Source organism: Roseateles sp. GW835-FHT13E02 (assembly GCF_058794035.1).
Genome location: NZ_JBXAGJ010000006.1, coordinates 13,773 through 29,977 on the forward strand (window position 1 = coordinate 13,773; position 16,205 = coordinate 29,977).

General features: G+C 66.6%; 13 protein-coding genes and 1 pseudogene. 9 read left to right on the forward strand and 5 right to left on the reverse strand.

What is annotated here, in order from left to right; translation table 11 throughout:
* Positions 1 to 2,352 (reverse strand): bifunctional salicylyl-CoA 5-hydroxylase/oxidoreductase, encoded by a 2,352-nt coding sequence (locus tag AC1Q6P_RS07420; protein WP_492663228.1) that lies wholly within the window; start codon positions 2,350 to 2,352, stop codon positions 1 to 3.
* A gap of 278 nt (positions 2,353 to 2,630) precedes the next feature.
* Here AC1Q6P_RS07420 and kynB point away from each other — a divergent pair, with 278 nt between their 5' ends.
* From kynB to AC1Q6P_RS07465, 9 genes and pseudogenes are all read left to right on the forward strand, one after another.
* Positions 2,631 to 3,260 carry an arylformamidase gene (gene kynB, locus AC1Q6P_RS07425; RefSeq protein ID WP_492663227.1) on the forward strand — a complete coding sequence of 210 codons (630 nt, stop codon included), beginning with the start codon at positions 2,631 to 2,633 and terminating at the stop codon, positions 3,258 to 3,260.
* Positions 3,261 to 3,300: 40 nt separating this feature from the next.
* Entirely contained in the window at positions 3,301 to 4,599 is a 1,299-nt protein-coding gene (kynU, locus tag AC1Q6P_RS07430; RefSeq protein ID WP_492663226.1) for a kynureninase, read from the forward strand.
* Entirely contained in the window at positions 4,596 to 5,537 is a 942-nt protein-coding gene (gene kynA / locus AC1Q6P_RS07435; protein WP_492663225.1) for a tryptophan 2,3-dioxygenase, read from the forward strand. Before kynU ends, kynA begins: the two co-directional genes overlap by 4 nt.
* Positions 5,538 to 6,146: 609 nt before the next feature.
* Positions 6,147 to 6,680, forward strand: a complete 534-nt coding sequence (locus AC1Q6P_RS07440) for a hypothetical protein (protein WP_492703120.1) — start codon at positions 6,147 to 6,149, stop codon at positions 6,678 to 6,680.
* Positions 6,681 to 6,873: 193 nt separating this feature from the next.
* Positions 6,874 to 6,972 (forward strand): annotated as a pseudogene (locus tag AC1Q6P_RS07445) (tryptophan 2,3-dioxygenase); the annotation flags it as partial.
* A 263-nt stretch (positions 6,973 to 7,235) separates the two neighbouring features.
* Positions 7,236 to 7,979: an ABC transporter substrate-binding protein gene (locus AC1Q6P_RS07450; protein WP_492663223.1), complete on the forward strand. Its 744-nt coding sequence runs from the start codon at positions 7,236 to 7,238 to the stop codon at positions 7,977 to 7,979.
* A gap of 27 nt (positions 7,980 to 8,006) precedes the next feature.
* Positions 8,007 to 10,532, forward strand: a complete 2,526-nt coding sequence (locus AC1Q6P_RS07455; protein ID WP_492663222.1) for a sensor histidine kinase — start codon at positions 8,007 to 8,009, stop codon at positions 10,530 to 10,532.
* 170 nt (positions 10,533 to 10,702) lie between these two features.
* Positions 10,703 to 12,511, forward strand: coding sequence for an aminopeptidase P family protein (locus AC1Q6P_RS07460; RefSeq protein ID WP_492663221.1), 1,809 nt, complete (start codon positions 10,703 to 10,705; stop codon positions 12,509 to 12,511).
* 183 nt (positions 12,512 to 12,694) lie between these two features.
* On the forward strand, positions 12,695 to 12,877 hold the full coding sequence (locus tag AC1Q6P_RS07465) for a hypothetical protein (protein ID WP_102769982.1): 183 nt from the start codon (positions 12,695 to 12,697) through the stop codon (positions 12,875 to 12,877).
* 26 nt (positions 12,878 to 12,903) lie between these two features.
* On the opposite strand, the gene AC1Q6P_RS07470 is transcribed toward AC1Q6P_RS07465, so the two are convergent.
* The 4 genes from AC1Q6P_RS07470 to AC1Q6P_RS07485 all read right to left on the reverse strand — a co-directional run bounded on the left by AC1Q6P_RS07470 (position 12,904) and on the right by AC1Q6P_RS07485 (position 16,205).
* A complete protein-coding gene (locus AC1Q6P_RS07470; protein WP_492663220.1) occupies positions 12,904 to 13,839 on the reverse strand; it encodes a LytR/AlgR family response regulator transcription factor in 936 nt (311 codons plus the stop codon).
* Positions 13,836 to 14,981, reverse strand: a complete 1,146-nt coding sequence (locus tag AC1Q6P_RS07475) for a sensor histidine kinase (protein ID WP_492663219.1) — start codon at positions 14,979 to 14,981, stop codon at positions 13,836 to 13,838. Before AC1Q6P_RS07475 ends, AC1Q6P_RS07470 begins: the two co-directional genes overlap by 4 nt.
* A 146-nt stretch (positions 14,982 to 15,127) precedes the next feature.
* Entirely contained in the window at positions 15,128 to 15,376 is a 249-nt protein-coding gene (locus tag AC1Q6P_RS07480) for a hypothetical protein (protein WP_102770411.1), read from the reverse strand.
* A 112-nt stretch (positions 15,377 to 15,488) separates the two neighbouring features.
* Positions 15,489 to 16,205 carry a glutathione binding-like protein gene (locus AC1Q6P_RS07485; protein WP_492663218.1) on the reverse strand — a complete coding sequence of 239 codons (717 nt, stop codon included), beginning with the start codon at positions 16,203 to 16,205 and terminating at the stop codon, positions 15,489 to 15,491.

Consider the following 16,205-nt stretch of genomic DNA (forward strand, 5'->3'; position numbering starts at 1 on the left):
TCAGACCCCCAAGGCCTTGTTGGCCTGCTCTTGTGCGCTCAGGCCCGCGCTGACCGAGGCCTGCGCGCGCTGGCGCTCGAACTCTTTCTCCAGCTGCGGCTTGGCCGAGAGGTAGGCACGCGGCCAGTCGAGGCCGGGCCCGGCTTGGTAGCCGATGCGCGCCGCTTCGCTGAGCGTCCAGGCCGGGTTGGCCAGATGCGGGCGGGCGATGGCGCAGAGGTCGGCCCGGCCGGCGGCGATGATGCTGTTGACATGGTCGGCCTCGGAGATGGCACCCACGGCCATGGTGGCGATGCCGACGCGGTTGCGTATGCTTTCCGAAAACGGGGTCTGCCACATGCGGCCGTAGGTGGGCTTCTCCTGCTTGCTGACCTGGCCCGAGGACACATCGATCAGGTCGGCGCCGGCCGCCTTGAAGGCCGCCGCGATCAGCACCGCATCTTCCGGCGTGTTGCCGCCGGGCACCCAGTCATGAGCCGAGATGCGCACCGACATCGGCCGCTCTTCCGGCCAGACCGCACGCAGGGCGCGGAAGACCTCGAGCGGGTAGCGCAGGCGGTTCTCCAGCGAACCGCCGTATTCGTCCTCGCGGTGATTGGTCAGCGGCGAGAGGAAGCTGGAGAGCAGATAGCCGTGGGCGCAGTGCAGCTCCAGCCAGTCGAATCCGGCCGCGGCCGCGCGGCGGGCGGCGGCGACAAAGTCCTCGCGCACCCGGTCCATATCGGCGCGGTCCATGGCGCGCGATGTCTGGCTCACGCCGGCCAGGTACTGCTGGGGTGAGGCCGAGATCAGGGGCCAGTTGCCGGTTTCCAGCGGCTGGTCGATGCCCTCCCAGCCGCGCCGGGTCGAGCCCTTGGCGCCGGCGTGACCCAGCTGCATGGCGATCTTGGCGCTGCTGTGCGTGTGCACGAAGTCCACGATGCGCTGCCAGGCCAGGCCCTGCAGATCGGTGTAGAGCCCGGGGCAGCCCGGCGTGATGCGGCCATCGGCCGAGGGGCAAGTCATCTCGGCAAACACCAGGCCGGCGCCGCCTGTGGCGCGCGCACCCAGATGCATCAGGTGGTAGTCGCCCACGACACCGTCGACGCAGGAGTACTGCGCCATGGGCGAAACCACGACGCGGTTCTTCAGCGTCAGCCCGCGCAGGCGAAACGATGTGAACATGGGCGGCACGGCCTGCTCGGGCAGGCCACTCTGCGCCGCCAGCCAGGCTTCGAAGCGGCCCACATAGCCGGCATCGCGCTGGCGCAGGTTCTCGTGCGAGATGCGCTGCGAGCGGGTCAGCAGGGAATAGGCGAACTGCTCGGGCGCCAGATGGGCGTGGCGCTCGACGTTCTCAAACCATTCGGTAGAGTTGCGCGCGGCGTTCTGGATGCGCAGCACCTCGATGCTGCGGCTGGCCTGGTAGACCTCCAGGGCGCGTGTCAGATCACCACCGGCGTCGCCGATATCGCGCGCCAGGGCGATGGCGTCTTCCAGCGCCAGCTTGGTGCCCGAGCCGATCGAGAAATGCGCGGTGTGGGCGGCATCGCCCATCAGCACCACCGGCGCGCGGCCGTTGTGATGCACCCAGTTCTTGCAGACCACGCGCGGGAAACGGATCCACTGCGCCGAGCCGCGCAGATGCGAGGCGTTGCTGATGAGCTTGTGGCCGTCCAGCACCTTGGCGAACAGGCGCTCGCAGAAGGCAATGCCCTCTTCCTTGCTCATGGCCTCCAGGCCGGCGGCCTGCCAGACCGACTCGGGCGTCTCGACGATGAAGGTCGAGTGCGTCTCGTCGAATTTGTAGGCATGGGCCTGGAACCAGCCATGCTCGGTCTTCTGGAAATCGAAGGTGAAGGCGTCGAAGAGCTTGGTCGTGCCCAGCCAAACGAAACGGCATTGGCGCAGATCGATATCGGGCTGGTAGGTGGCACTGTACTTCTGGCGGATGCGGCTGTTCAGGCCATCGCAGGCGATGATGAGATCGGCATCCACGCCTTCATCGTCTTGCACCTCATGTTCGTAGACCAGCTTCACACCCAGCTCGGCGCAGCGGGCCTGCAGGATGTTCAGCAGCTTCATGCGGCCGATGCCGCAGAAACCATGGCCGCCCGAGCGCATGCTGCGGCCGGCGATGTGCACATCGATATCGTCCCAGTGGTTGAAGGCGGTCAGGATGGCCTCGGCCGTGGGCGCATCGGCCTCACGCATGGCGCCCAGGGTCTGGTCGGAGAAGACCACGCCCCAGCCGAAGGTGTCGCCGGGGCGGTTGCGTTCCAGCACGGTGATCTCGTGGCTGGGGTCTTGCTGCTTCATCAGCAGGGCGAAATACAGGCCGGCCGGGCCGCCGCCGATACAGGTGATGCGCATGCTGGGCTCTCGCTGAAACCGTGGTGTTGCGGCGCACTTTAGGCCTTGATAGTTTAAGCGTCAACAATTATTCTGAGCTTGCCGGATCGGGACATACCCTGTTCAATTTGGCTTCCGATTTCGTTTCACACCCGGGGCCGAACGTGCGTGCGCAGATGTTGGAATTAACCGACACCACGCGCTTTCAGGCCTTGTTAAGGTCTCGCCCGCTGTGCGCTCAGCCCCTGGCTTGGCCGCAGCTCCTGAGCTGTTGATGATTCACTGAGAGCACCCCACACATGCCGCCCAAGACACTCTGGGACATCTCGCCCACGGTCTCGCCCGAGGCCCCGATCTTTCCCGGCGACGAACCCTACCGCCTGAACTGGACGGCACGGCTCTCGCCCGACTGCCCGGTCAATCTGAGCGCGCTGACCATGTCGCCCCATGTCGGCGCCCATGCCGATGCGCCCCTGCACTACGCGAGCGATGCCGCCGACGCGGCCAGCGTGGCGCTCGACGCCTATCTGGGCCCCTGCCGCGTGATCCATGCCATCGGCTGCGGACCGCTGATCCGCATCGAACATCTGCAGCATGCGGCAGAGGGCCTGCCGCCGCGCGTGCTGGTGCGATGCTGCGAGCGCGCCGACAGGGCCTGGAACCCCGAGTTCAGCGCCTTCGCGCCCGAGACCGTGGCCTGGTTGGCCGCGCGCGGCGTGCGCCTGATCGGTCTGGACACCCCCTCGGTAGACCCGGCCAGCAGCAAGAGCCTGGACAGCCACCAGCAGCTGCTGCGCCTGGACCTGCGCGTGCTGGAGAACCTGGTGCTGGACGAGGTGCCCGAGGGCGACTACGAGCTGATCGCCCTGCCCCTGAAGCTGGCCGGCGCCTGCGCCTCGCCGGTGCGCGCCGTGCTGCGCGCGCCCTGAACGAACCCACTGATTTCGACTTTCCCCTGGAGACACGACCATGACCACCTTGCAAGACTGCGACGTCCTCGACCAAGAGGACCCCTTGCGCGAGCTGCGCCAGCAGTTCGACCTGCCGCCCGGCGTCATCTACCTGGACGGCAATTCCCTGGGCGTGCTGCCGCGCGCCACCCTGGGCCGCGTGCAGCAGGTGATCCAGCGCGAATGGGGCCAGGACCTGATCAAGAGCTGGAACACCGCCGGCTGGATGGACCTGCCCGGCAAGATCGGCGACAAGATCGCGCGACTGGTGGGCGCCGGCCCGGGCGAGCTGGTGGTCGCCGACTCGACCTCACTGAACCTCTACAAGGTGCTGTCCGCTGCCTTGCGCATTGCTCAGGCGGACGCCCCGGCGCGCAAGGTGATCGTGTCCGAACGCAGCAACTTCCCGACCGATCTCTACATCGCCGAAAGCCTGGCCCGCCAGCATGGCGCGCGCCTGCACCTGGTGGACAGCGTGGACGAGATCGCGGGCACGCTGAACGCCGATCTGGCCGTGCTGATGATCACCGAGGTCAACTACCGCACCGGCTACAAGCACGAGATGAAGGCTTTGACCACCGCCGCCCACGCGGCCGGCGCCCTGGTGATCTGGGACCTGGCCCACTCGGCAGGCGCCGTGCCGGTGGACCTGAAAGGTGCGGATGCCGACTTCGCCGTCGGCTGCGGCTACAAATACCTGAACGGCGGCCCCGGCGCACCGGCTTTTGTCTGGGCCCACCCGCGCCATGCCGACCGCTTCTGGCAGCCGCTCTCGGGCTGGCTGGGCCATGCCGCACCCTTCCAGTTCACGCCGGACTACCAACCCGCCCCCGGCATCAAGCGCTACATCTGCGGCACGCCGGCCATGCTGTCCACCGCGGCGCTGGAATGCGGGGTCGACACGGTGCTGGCGGCCGAGAGCCTGGGCGGCATGGCCGCGCTGCGCAAAAAGAGCATCGCGCTGACAGAGCTCTTCGTCGAGCTGGCCGAGGAACGCTGCGGCGCCCTGGGCGTGCGCCTGGCCTCGCCCCGCAATCCTGAGCGGCGCGGCAGCCAGGTCTGCCTGAGCCTGGCCGCGCCGCTGCAGCATGCCGGCTATGCGGTGATCCAGGCCCTGATCGCACGCGGCGTGATCGGCGACTTCCGCGCCGGTGACCCGGCCCGACTCGACGAGGTGCCCCACATCCTGCGCTTCGGCTTCACGCCGCTCTACATCGGCTTTGCCGACGTCTATGCCGCTGTGGAACACCTCTACCAGGTACTCAAGACCGAAGAGTGGCAGCGCCCCGAGTTCGCACGCCAGGGAGCGGTGACATGAGCTGCCCGCACCACGAAGGCCAAGGCGGCCGAACCGAACAGATCGTCAACACCGCTGACGCCGGGCCGCCCCAAGGCAGCGGGCGCCCCCTCGAGGGGCAGGAGCGCAGCGACGTGGGGGCTTCATTCCACGGGGCACAGCTCGATTTCTCCAAGGACATGAGCTACGGGGACTACCTGCATCTCGACCAGATCCTCAGCGCCCAGCATCCGCTCTCGCCCGAGCACAACGAGATGCTCTTCATCGTCCAGCACCAGACCTCGGAGCTGTGGATGAAGCTGATGCTGCATGAGATGCAGGCCGCCGTGGCCTGTGTGGCGGCCGATCGCTTGCCCGAGGCCTTCAAGATGCTGGCCCGGGTGTCCAAGATCATGGAGCAGCTGGTCCATGCCTGGGATGTGCTGGCCACCATGACCCCGCCCGAGTACACGGCCATCCGCCCCTACCTCTCGAACAGCAGTGGATTCCAGAGCGCGCAGTACCGCCGCATCGAGTTCATGCTGGGCAACAAGAACGCGGCCATGCTCAAGCCCCACGCCCACCGGCCCGATCTGCTGGCCGAGGTGGAAGCCGCCTGGCGTGCGCCCTCGCTCTACGACGAGGCGATCCGCCTGATGCAGCGGCGCGGCATTGCCGTGCCTGCCGAGGCCCTGGAGCGGGACTGGACCCTGCCCTATGCCGCCAGCGAAGGCGTCAAGGCCGCCTGGCTGGAGGTCTACCGCAGCCCCGAGCGACACTGGGATCTTTATCAGATGGGCGAGGAACTGGTCGACCTGGAAGACGCCTTCCGGCTCTGGCGCTTCCGCCATGTCACCACGGTCGAGCGGGTGATCGGCTTCAAGCGCGGCACGGGCGGCACCTCGGGCGTGTCCTACCTGCGCAAGATGCTGGACACGGTGCTCTTCCCCGAGCTCTGGGCGCTGCGCACGGAGTTATGAGTCGCATTGAACGAGAGAAGCTGCATAGCCGGTTGCTCCGGGGCGGGAGGGAAACGTTCATGAATTGGCTTCAACATCATGCCGTGAAGCTCGGAGTTCTTTTTCCTGGTAACCCGGTTTTTACCAACAAGAGGCTTGATGCAGAAGAATCGTCGGAGGACAGTGGTCCGATGACTTCACCGCTGGAACCCTGGGCGCCAAAGAACCTCTCAGAAGAGCTTTGCTTACAGCTACGGGGGCTACATCAGGCTCGGCCGAGCGCGGGCACTCCGTCGCCTTCCGAGCCACTATCGCAAACTGCGGATCGGCTGTGGCAGTTGCTGCGATGCCATTCCAACCCGGTGTCTGGCTACGACCTGGAGTACGGCTTGTACCCTGCTGGACTGCGGCCTTCCGGAGTCATATTGGCGACCAGAGGCTCTGCACTGGCTCCAAGCAATTGAGGCGAGCAAGTCAGAGCCGAAGGACCTTTCTCTGCGCAATTTGGTTGTCTTGACCCGCAATGTCGACGCACTAATCGAGGAAGGCCGTGATCGGCTCTTCGATGCTCTGCGGAGATGGGGTGGGCAATACCAAAATCTATTCCCGGTTGGGCCTGTCAATATTGGAATGCGCAAGGCTCTTGAAACGGGTACCTGCAGAAGCTGGTTGGCCGCAGACTGGGAGCCGCTGTGCCAGCACTGCGAAGCATGGACAAAGCAACTGCTGAGGCCGCTGGAGGGCTCGGAGCCTGGATTCTGGTTGACTGGCGGCGCAAGCACCTCGCGCATTCAGCTCCTCAAAATGGCTCAAGAACTTCGACGCGAACGCTTGAGCTATGCCAAAGAGCGAAGCACCAGGATGTTCCTCAAGCTGCTTCTGGTTGATGTTCAGAGCGCCAGAAATGAGGAGCCAAGGCACAGCACGCTGGAGGCGACGAGCCAATTTGAGCCTGCATTCTGGAATGCCTGCGCCGAGGATCCCTGGATCGGCGCGGAGACCCTGACACTCCTCTGGCTCAGAGGAAATGACTTTGTCGGCCTGGAGTCGCTGATAGAGATGCACGAAAAGCTGGAGTGCACTTTCATCGAAAAATTCCCAGATTTAGGGGCTCGCTTGCGGAGGACTCACGCACTTGGCCCCGCTAGATTGCTGTACCGATAGCGCGGCCGCAGACAGGTGGAGCTTGTGGGTTCAAGACTTGCATCTTCGACAACGCCAGTCCGAGGGCCAGACTCTTGACATCCAAAGAATGCCGAACGCGGGTCGAAGGATAGAGAGGATGTCCAATGCGGTGCGCGAAAAGGTAACGTGAGCGACGAGTCTCGACAAATGCACTAGGGTGGACCGCTTCGTTGAGCGCGGCACGGGCGGCACCTCGGGCGTGTCCTACCTGCGCAAGATGCTGGACACGGTGCTCTTCCCCGAGCTGTGGGCCCTGCGCACCGAGCTCTGAGCCTGACCCCTGCCTCAAACTGCAGGACAAGGCGGTACAAACGGCCAATTCCTGCGGTTTGCGCCCCATGGCTTTGCTATACAGTCGGCTGCGACGGCCGCCCATGGGAGCACCGGGTCCAGATCGGACCCCTGATCGTGCCAGGAAGCGTGCCGCACACAGGGGTCCTTGTCATGCGCAGTTTGATGTGGATTCCGGGCCGGTCGACGCTTGCCGCGACCCGTCTGGGATGTGTTGCCCTTTTCACCTTGTTGGCGGCCGGCATGGCCCCGGCCCAGGCCGGCGACGTGCTCAAGCGCGTGCAGCGCGAGCAGCAGCTCAAGGTCTGCATCTGGCCCGGCTATTACGGCGTCACCTTCCGCAGCCCGCGCACCGGCGAACTGCAGGGCATCGACATCGATCTGTCCGCGGCCCTGGCCCAGGATCTGGGCGTCAAACTGCAGCATGTCGAGTCGTCCTTTCCCAAGCTGATCGAAGACCTAAGCAGTGATCGCTGCGATGTGGCCATGTTCGCCATCGGCGTGACGGCAGAGCGCCAGCAGCAGCTGCGTTTCAGCAGCCCCTACCTGCAGAGCGACATTTACGGCATCACCACGCGCAGCAGCCGCAGCATCCGCGCCTGGTCAGACATCGACAAGCCCGGCATCAAGGTCGCCGTGCAGGCCGGCACCTTCATGGAGCCGGTGGTCAGCGCCTGGCTCAAACAGGCCCAGGTGGTGGTGATCCGCCCACCGCAGACCCGCGAGCAGGAGCTGGAAGCCGGCCGAGTGGACATCTTCATGACCGACTACCCCTACAGCCGCCGCCTGCTGGACAACGCCGACTGGGCACGTCTGGTGTCCTCACCGACGCCATTCTCCGTTCTGCCCTATGCCTACGCCGTCAAACCCGGCGATGAGGAGTGGCTGGGCCGGCTCAACACCTTTGTGGCCGCCATCAAGAAAGACGGCCGCCTGGTGGCGGCGGCCAAGAAGCACGGCCTGAGTGAAATTCTGCTGCCGCGCTGACCGGCCCGCGAGCCGATCGATCGACCCATGAGCGATCAAGCCCCAGGCTTCCAGCCGCCCCCTGCCCAGTTGCCGGCCTGGGTCAACGGCGGCATGGCGATTTGGGGCACGGCCTTGCTGAGCCTGGCCCTGCTTGCACTGGCCGGCGGTTTCTTGTGGCTGGAGTACCGCCAGAACAGGCATACCGAAATCGAACACTGCGCCCTCTACGCCCGCACGCTGGAGGCCCAGACCAACCAGACCCTGGGAACTGCCAACTTGGCCCTGCAAGGCCTGGCCCGCAGTCTCGGCGCCAGTGATTCGCCCAGCCCCGAGGGCGCGGCCAGCAGCCGCTTGCTGAGCCAGACCTTGCCTGGCCTGCCCTTTGTGCGTAGTTTCTCGCTGCTGGACGAGAACGGCCGCGTGATTGCCAGCAGCAATCCGGCCAATCTGGACCTGCAACTGGATCTGCTGCGCCTGAGTCACAAGCCCGAGATCATCAGTGGCAGCGCCAGGCTCGGCGATGTGCAGCAAGGCCGCGATCTGAACGAGCTGCCCGCTCATCCGACTGCCGGCCAGGCCGATGGCAAGCCCGGAATCACGGCAGCCACGAGAGCTTCAAGCTACTTTGTGCCCATGACTCTGAGTCTGGTCGGCAATCGGGCGCCCCTGCATCTGGTGGCAGCGCTGAACCCGGACTATTTCGCCAATCTCTTTGAACGCCAGTTGGGCAGCGGCCAGCACCAGGCCGCGCTGTTGAGCCTGAACGGCCAGCTGATCGCCAGTCGTGTCCAGCCTGTGCGCGAGCCCGGCAGCATGCTGGCCGGCCACACCGTGTTCCGCGATCACCTGCCCGGGCGTGAACGCGCAAGCTACGAGAGCGAGCATGGGCTGGACCCGTCGCCTGCCCTGGGTGCATTCGAACTGGCCCGCGACCACCCCTGGGTGGTGGTGGTGGAGCTGCCCAGCAGCCTGTTGATGAACCAGCTGTTTCAGAGCGCCCGGGTCGTCGGCCTGAGCCTGGCGGCCGGCCTGGCCGTGATGGCGGCTCTGGGCGCCATGGCCTGGCGCGCCCTGGGCGCTTACGACCTCGCTCGGCGTGAGCTGCAGACCGCCCACCGCCACCTGGCGACCAAGGAACGCGAGCAAAGCCTGCTCATTCACAACGTTCAGGAGCTGATGTTCCGCACCGACCCGGAGGGCCTGCTGCAGTTCGTCAACCATGCCGATTTCCTCAGCAGCAAGGACCAAGCCCCGATGCTGGGACGCCGCTTCTCCGAGTTGATCGACCCGCGTGACCAAGCCCGGGCGCGCAGCCTCTTTCACACCGGCAGCGGCTTTCTCAACCTGCCCATCGCCCTGCGCCTGCTGCCCCAGCAGGGGCGGCAGCGGGTGCTCGAGGTGACCGTCACGCCGGTGCGTCAGGACAACGGCCAGATTCACGGCTTCGTCGGTTTCGCCATCGACGTGACCGAACGCGAGGACGCCCGCCAACGCCTGCAGGCCCAGCTCGACTTCACGGCCCGCCTGATCGACGTCTGCCCCATCCCCATCTTTGCCAAGGACCAGCAACTGCGCTTCGTCATGGTCAACCAGGCCTGGAGCGAGATGTCGGGCGTGGACAAGAACCTGGCCCTGGGCCGCAAGCTCAGCGAGCTGCGCCCAGCCGGCGTCGCACGAAAGCCCGAGGAGCTGGACGCGCGCCTGCTTCGCGAGGGCGGCAGCGAACAGCTGGAGATCCACGAGCGCGGCCGTGACTACCTGACCCACCGTACCGTGTTCACCGATGCCCAGGGCCGCACGGCCGGTGTGCTGGGCAGCGCGATTGATGTGAGCCGCTTTGTCGAGGCCGAGCGCCAGATCCGCGAGGCGCGCGACGCGGCCGAGCGCACCAACAAGATGAAGAGCGAATTCGTCGCCAATATGAGCCACGAACTGCGCACGCCGCTGCAAAGCATCATCGGCTTCTCCGAGCTGGGCCTGAATCGCAGCGGCGAGCACCCCAAGCTGCAGGACATGTTTGCCCGCATCCACACCGCCGGCCAGCGCATGCAGGATCTGGTGGATCCACTGCTGGATCTGTCCCATGTCGAAAGCACACAGGGCCAGCTCAAGCTTGAAATCCAGGACCTGCGGCCCCTGCTGCTGGAGTTGCACAAGGAGATGCAGGGCCGGGCCCAGCCGCGCGAGGTCCTGCTGGCTTTGCAACTGCCGCCCGAGCAGCCGCTGATGGCTGCCATCAATCCGCCACGCCTGCAACAGGCGCTGCGCAATGTGCTGGACAACGCCCTGCGCTTCGCCCCCAGCGGCAGCACGGTGGACGTGCAGGTGCGGCGAGAGCCTGCCGGTCTATGCATCTCTGTCCATGACCAAGGCCCGGGCATTCCGGAGGCCGAACTGGAATCGGTGTTCCAGCCTTTTGTACAGGGCAGCAATCACAAGCCCGGCAGCGGCGGCACAGGCCTGGGCCTGACCATCGCGCGCAAGATCATGCATGCCCATGGCGGCACGCTGAGCGCCCACAACCACGCCCAGGGCGGCTGCCTGTTCGAGTTCTGGCTGCCGCCGGCTTGAAGCTCACCTCTCGCGCCAAATTCGGGCGCAAAGCGCCAGCTTCGAGCGCAGCGCGCCGACCTGCCAGGCCACAGCCACCTACAATTCCGCCCGGTTTCAGACGATTCAGGCGCACACCCGCGCCCCACGCGCGACCCGCGCAGACGCACCACAGACCCGGAGACCCCGCCATGGACGCTCGCACATCCACCCTGACCCTGCGCATCGAGAAAATGCGCGATGCCCTGAAGCGCAACGACGTCCACGCCGTGCTGGTGCCCTCGGCCGACCCGCATCTGTCCGAATACCTGCCCGAGCGCTGGCAGGCGCGCCAGTGGCTGTCGGGCTTCACCGGCTCGGTCGGCACCCTGGTGGTGACGCGCGAGCGCGCCGCCATCTTTGCCGACAGCCGCTACTGGACCCAGGCCGAGACCGAGCTGGCCGGCACCGGCATCGAGCTGGTCAAGGTCATGAGCGGAGCGGCCACCGACTACATCGCCTGGATCGCCGCCCAGCTGCAAGCCGGCCAGACCCTGGCCGTGGACGGCCAGGTGCTGGGCCTGGCCCTGGCCCGCCTGCTGAGCACGGCCATGGCCGAAGCTCGCATCACCCTGCGCACCGACATCGACCTGGTCAACGAAGTCTGGGCCGAGCGCCCGGGCCTGCCCGACAGCGCCGTCTGGGAACACACCGCTCCGCAGGCCACGGTCAGCCGCGCCGACAAGCTGGCCGCCATCCGCGCCGCCATGGCCACCCAGGGCTGCAGCCACCATTTCATCAGCAGCGTCGACGACGTGGCCTGGTTGCTGAACCTGCGCGGCTCGGACGTGGACTACAACCCGGTCTTCATGGCCCATGTGCTGCTGGACGCGCAAGCGGCCACCCTGTTTGTGGCCGAAGGCAAGATCGACGCGGCCCTGCAGGCCCGCCTGGCCGCCGACGGCGTGAGCCTGCGCCCCTACGCTGAGGCCGCCACCGCCCTGGCCGCCCTGCCGGCCGATGCGCGCGTTCTGATGGACCCCAAGCGCGTCACCTTCGGCCTGCGCCAGGCCGTGCCGGCCAGCGCCAGCATCCGTGAAGCGATCAACCCCAGCACCCTGGCCAAGAGCCGCAAGACCGCCGCCGAAGCCGCCTTCGTGCGCGAGGCCATGGAGCAGGACGGCGCCGCCATGTGCGAGTTCTACGCCTGGCTGGAGAGCGCCCTGGGCCAGCAGCGCATCACCGAGCTGACCATTGACGAAGAGCTGACGGCCGCACGCGCGCGCCGCCCCGGCTTCAAGGGGCTGAGCTTCCCCACCATCGCCGGCTTCAATGCCAACGGCGCCATGCCGCACTACCGCGCCACGCCGGCTTCGCACAGCGTGATCGAGGGCAACGGCCTGCTGCTGATCGATTCGGGCGGCCAGTACCTGGGCGGCACCACCGACATCACCCGCGTCTGGGGCATCGGCGAGGTCAGCGCCGCGCAAAAGCGCGACTACACCCTGGTGCTCAAGGGCACGATCAACCTCTCACGCGCCTGCTTCCCGCGCGGCACGCTCAGCCCCATGCTCGACGCCCTGGCACGCAGCCCGCTGTGGGAGCATGGCCTGGACTACAGCCACGGCACCGGCCACGGCGTCGGCTACTTCATGAACGTCCATGAAGGCCCGCAAAGCATCTCCAAGGCTGTGCCCGACGCGACCATGGCCATGGAGCACGGCATGATCACCTCGATCGAACCGGGTCTCTACCGCCCGGGCCAATGGGGCGTGCGCATCGAGAACCTGGTGCTCAACACCGGCCTGGACACGCCCGAGCGCGGCCAGTTCGGCGAGATGCTGCGCTTCGAGACCCTGACCCTGTGCCCGATCGAAACCCGCTGCATCGACCTGAGCCTGATGCGCGCGGACGAGATCGCCTGGCTGAACCAGTACCACGCCGAGGTGCGCCGCCGCCTGGCCCCTCTGCTCGGCGGCGCCGGCCTGGCCTGGCTGATGGCCCGTACCGAGGCCATCTGAGTAAATATTTGAGCGATGGTTTGAGTGAACGCCTGAGCAGTCTCAGGACCACCCAGAACAAGGCGGCTTCGGCCGCCTTTTTTCATGCTTGTCACTGGCTCGCGGCACTGGAACTCCCTGCGAAGGCGGCCTAGAGTTGTTCGGACCGCCCCGCTGTTTTCATGAGCCAGGAAGGAGCCCATCATGGCCCGCAAAAGCATCCACGTGTTTTCGGAAAGCGGCTTGCATGGCGCCCTGCTCGCGGCCTTGCTGCTGCTGATCGTCGTTGGCCTGGTCGACAGCTGGTTCTTCACGCCCGAGGGCAAGACGCCGGTGCTGTGGCGCCTGGACCCGGTGGTGGTCAGCGGGCCCGCGCCAAGCCGCTGAGCCGATGAGCCCGCCCCGGGCTTGGCTTACATCTGCCGGAACAGGTGCAGGTAACTGCGGCTGACCGGCAGCACCTCGGGCCGGTCCTTCAGGTGCACATCGGCGGTCTCGTTCGGGCCGCGGGTGACGTGGCTGATGGCATGCAGATTGACCACCACCGAGCGGTGAACCTGGGCAAAACGCTGTGGGTCGATCTGCTCCATCAGCTCACGGATGGGTGTGCGGATCAAGGCCTCACCCTCGGGCCAGACCACCAGGGTGTACTTCTCGTCCGAACGCAGGTAGATGATCTCGTCCACCGGAATCAGCTTCAAGCTGGCGCCCACCGAGGCACGGATCCACTGCAGATAGGCCGGCTGAGCGGCGCTGGCCGCTGATCCCGCCGGCGAAGTCGAAGCGCTCGGCGCGGCGGTCACCACCGTGGGCTCGGCTCGGGGCGATTGCTGCAGGCGCGTCAACAGCTGCTGAATCACGGCCTCCAGCGCGGCCGGCGGCAACACAGGCGAGGCATCCTTCGCCGCAAGCTCTGCAGCATCCAGCGCCGGTGCGTGCCCCTGCACGGAGCGCTGCTCCACCAGGCGCTGCTTCAGCCGCGCAACCGTGTCCGCCAAGCGGGCCTCATCGATGGGCTTGACCAGGTAATCCAAGGCGCCCTGCTCAAAGGCCTGGACGGCGTACTGCTCGTAGGCCGTGACAAAGACGATGTGCGCACGACGCGCCAACTGCCGCGCCGCCTCGACCCCGTTCAGGCCCGGCATGTGCACATCGAGAAACACGATGTCCGGCCGCAGCTGCTCGAACTTCTCGACCGCCTCGCGGCCATTGCGCGCCTGGCCCAGCACCTGCAGCTCCGGCCAGGCCTGCGCGAGTGCGCGCACCAGGCTGTCGCGCAACAGGGGTTCGTCATCGGCGACCAGGGCGGTGGGCGCGGCCGAGGCGTTTGGGGCTTGGTCTGAACTCATGGCTGGAACTGGATCTCGGCGCGCAGGCCGTGCGGCTGATTCTCACTCAGGGCCAGGCTGGCCCCGCCGGGGTAGAAGACCTTGAGCCGCTCGCGCAGATTGCGCAGGCCGGTGCCCGAGCCCGCGCTCTGGCTCAGGCCCATGCCGCTGTCGCTGACCCAGAGGCGAACCCCTCCCTCGGCTGTGCTGCGCTCGGCACCGAGCTCGATGTGGCCACCCTCCTCGCTGGGATCGATGCCGTGGCGCACCGCGTTCTCCACCAAGGTCAGCAAAGCCATGGGCGGAAAGCGCAGGTTCTCCAGCTCGGCCGGAATGTGGATGCTAAAGCTGAGCCGGTCCGGCATGCGCAGGTGCATCAGCTCGAGATAGGCGCGCACAAGGGTCAGCTCGTCGCCCAGGGTCGCCACCTCGCTCTGCAGGCGCGGCATGGCGGCGCGCAGGTAAGCAATCAGGCTGCGCAGCACCGGTGCCGCCTGCGGGCTGCCGGTTTCCACCAGGGCGCGCACATTGGCCAGGGTGTTGAAGAGGAAATGGGGCTCGACCTGGGCTTGCAGCAGGCGCAGGCGCACATCGAGGGCTTGGCGCTCCAGCTCGCTGCGCTCCAGTTCGAAGCGCAAGGCCTGGCTGCGTGCCTCGGCATCGCGCTGCCGGTACAGCGCGCCCATGGCCAGCAGCGGCGCCACCAGCAGGCCCGAGCCGGCGATCCAGAGAAAGCCGAACATGCGCCCTTCGCTGTTGAGCAGGCGGTAGAGATCGCCGCCCACCGCCACGAGGTACACAACCAGGGTGGCCGTCGGCACCATCACCACCACGGCCAGCACCTGCAGCAACCAGCGCGCCAGCCAGCGCGGCAGGCGCCGGGGCCAGTGGCCGGCCACGGCAAAGCCCAGCAGGCCCAGCAGGCCGACAAACAAGGTGCGCCCCAGCAGAACCGGAAAGCTGACAGCGAAGATGGGCGAGAGCAGAACGGCGGCGAAAGCCGCCAGGCCCAGGGTGGACAGCACCCGGCTGGGATTCAGGTAGACCAGAAAGGCCTGCCAGGCTTCGGCCTGGCTCAACACGGTTGCAGCCTCTTGCCGCGCAAACCGCATGCGGCCGGTGCTGGCCGCTTGACCGTCCAGCAATGGGGGAACTTTCGACATGCCGGCAGCGTAGCCGCAGGCAAGCCCGACTCCAAGGCTTTGAAGCAAGCCGCGCGACGAACAGCGGTTTATCGACCTCGGGCGGCTGCCCCAACAGGCCCGCAGCGGCGTTTTTCAGCCACAAAGCCCCATCCGGTGGGGCTGGCTCAGGCCGGGGCGCCGATGCGGCACATGACGAAATCGCGCCCGGCATTGATGGCAAAGCGCAGGGCCTCGGCCGGCGAGGACCAGCCAAAACCGCCGGCCAGGGCTTCATCCCGGTAGGCTTCCTGGCGCGGCAGTTCGCCACGCACCCGCATCACCACGACGGCGGCCACATAGCCATAGCTGTGCAAGCGATTCATGGCGCCGGCATAGATGCGGTAGTCCCCGGCGTCAACTTCTTCGAAATGCATGTGGATCTCCTGCTGTGGCGGCGGAAAAGCCCGCGAGCTGCTGCGCACTGTGCGCGCCCAGACAGGAAATCGCTCTAACCCGAAAGAGGGCCCTCTTTGGAGGGGGTGGCGCTCAGGCGAGGCCCGGTTGTTGCAATCCGCGCTGCACCGCCGGGCGGTCGAGAAAGGCCTGCAGCACCCGCGCCACTTCGGGGAACTCGGCGATGCCGACCAACTCGCCGGCGCCGTAGAAGTTCAGGAGGTTGTTGATCCAGGGGAAGACGGCGATGTCCGCGATCGTGTACGCGTCGCCCATCAGCCAGCGGCGGCCGCTCAGTCGCTGGTTCAACACGCCCAGCAGGCGGCGTGTCTCGGCGGCGTAGCGGTCGCGCGGGCGTTTGTCCTCGTAGTCCTTGCCCGCAAACTTGTGGAAAAAACCCAGCTGCCCCATCATCGGCCCGACGCCACCCATCTGGAACATCAGCCACTGCAGGGTCTCGTAACGCAGAGCCGCATCGGCAGGCAGCAACTGAAGCGCTTGCGCCTGCGGCTTCTCGGCCAGGTAGACCAGGATGGCGCCCGATTCCCACAGCGCCAAAGGCACGCCGCCCGGGCCCTGCGGGTCGAGGATGGCCGGAATCTTGTTGTTAGGGTTCAGGGACAGGAACTCGGGCGAGAACTGGTCCTGGCTGTCAAAGCTGACGCGATGCGCCTCGTAACGCAGGCCCAGCTCCTCCAGCGCGATCGACACCTTGACGCCATTGGGCGTGGGCAGGGAGTAGAGCTGCAGACGCTCGGGGTGGCGGGCCGGCCATTTGCGGATGATGGCGAAGGAGCTCAGATCGGACAT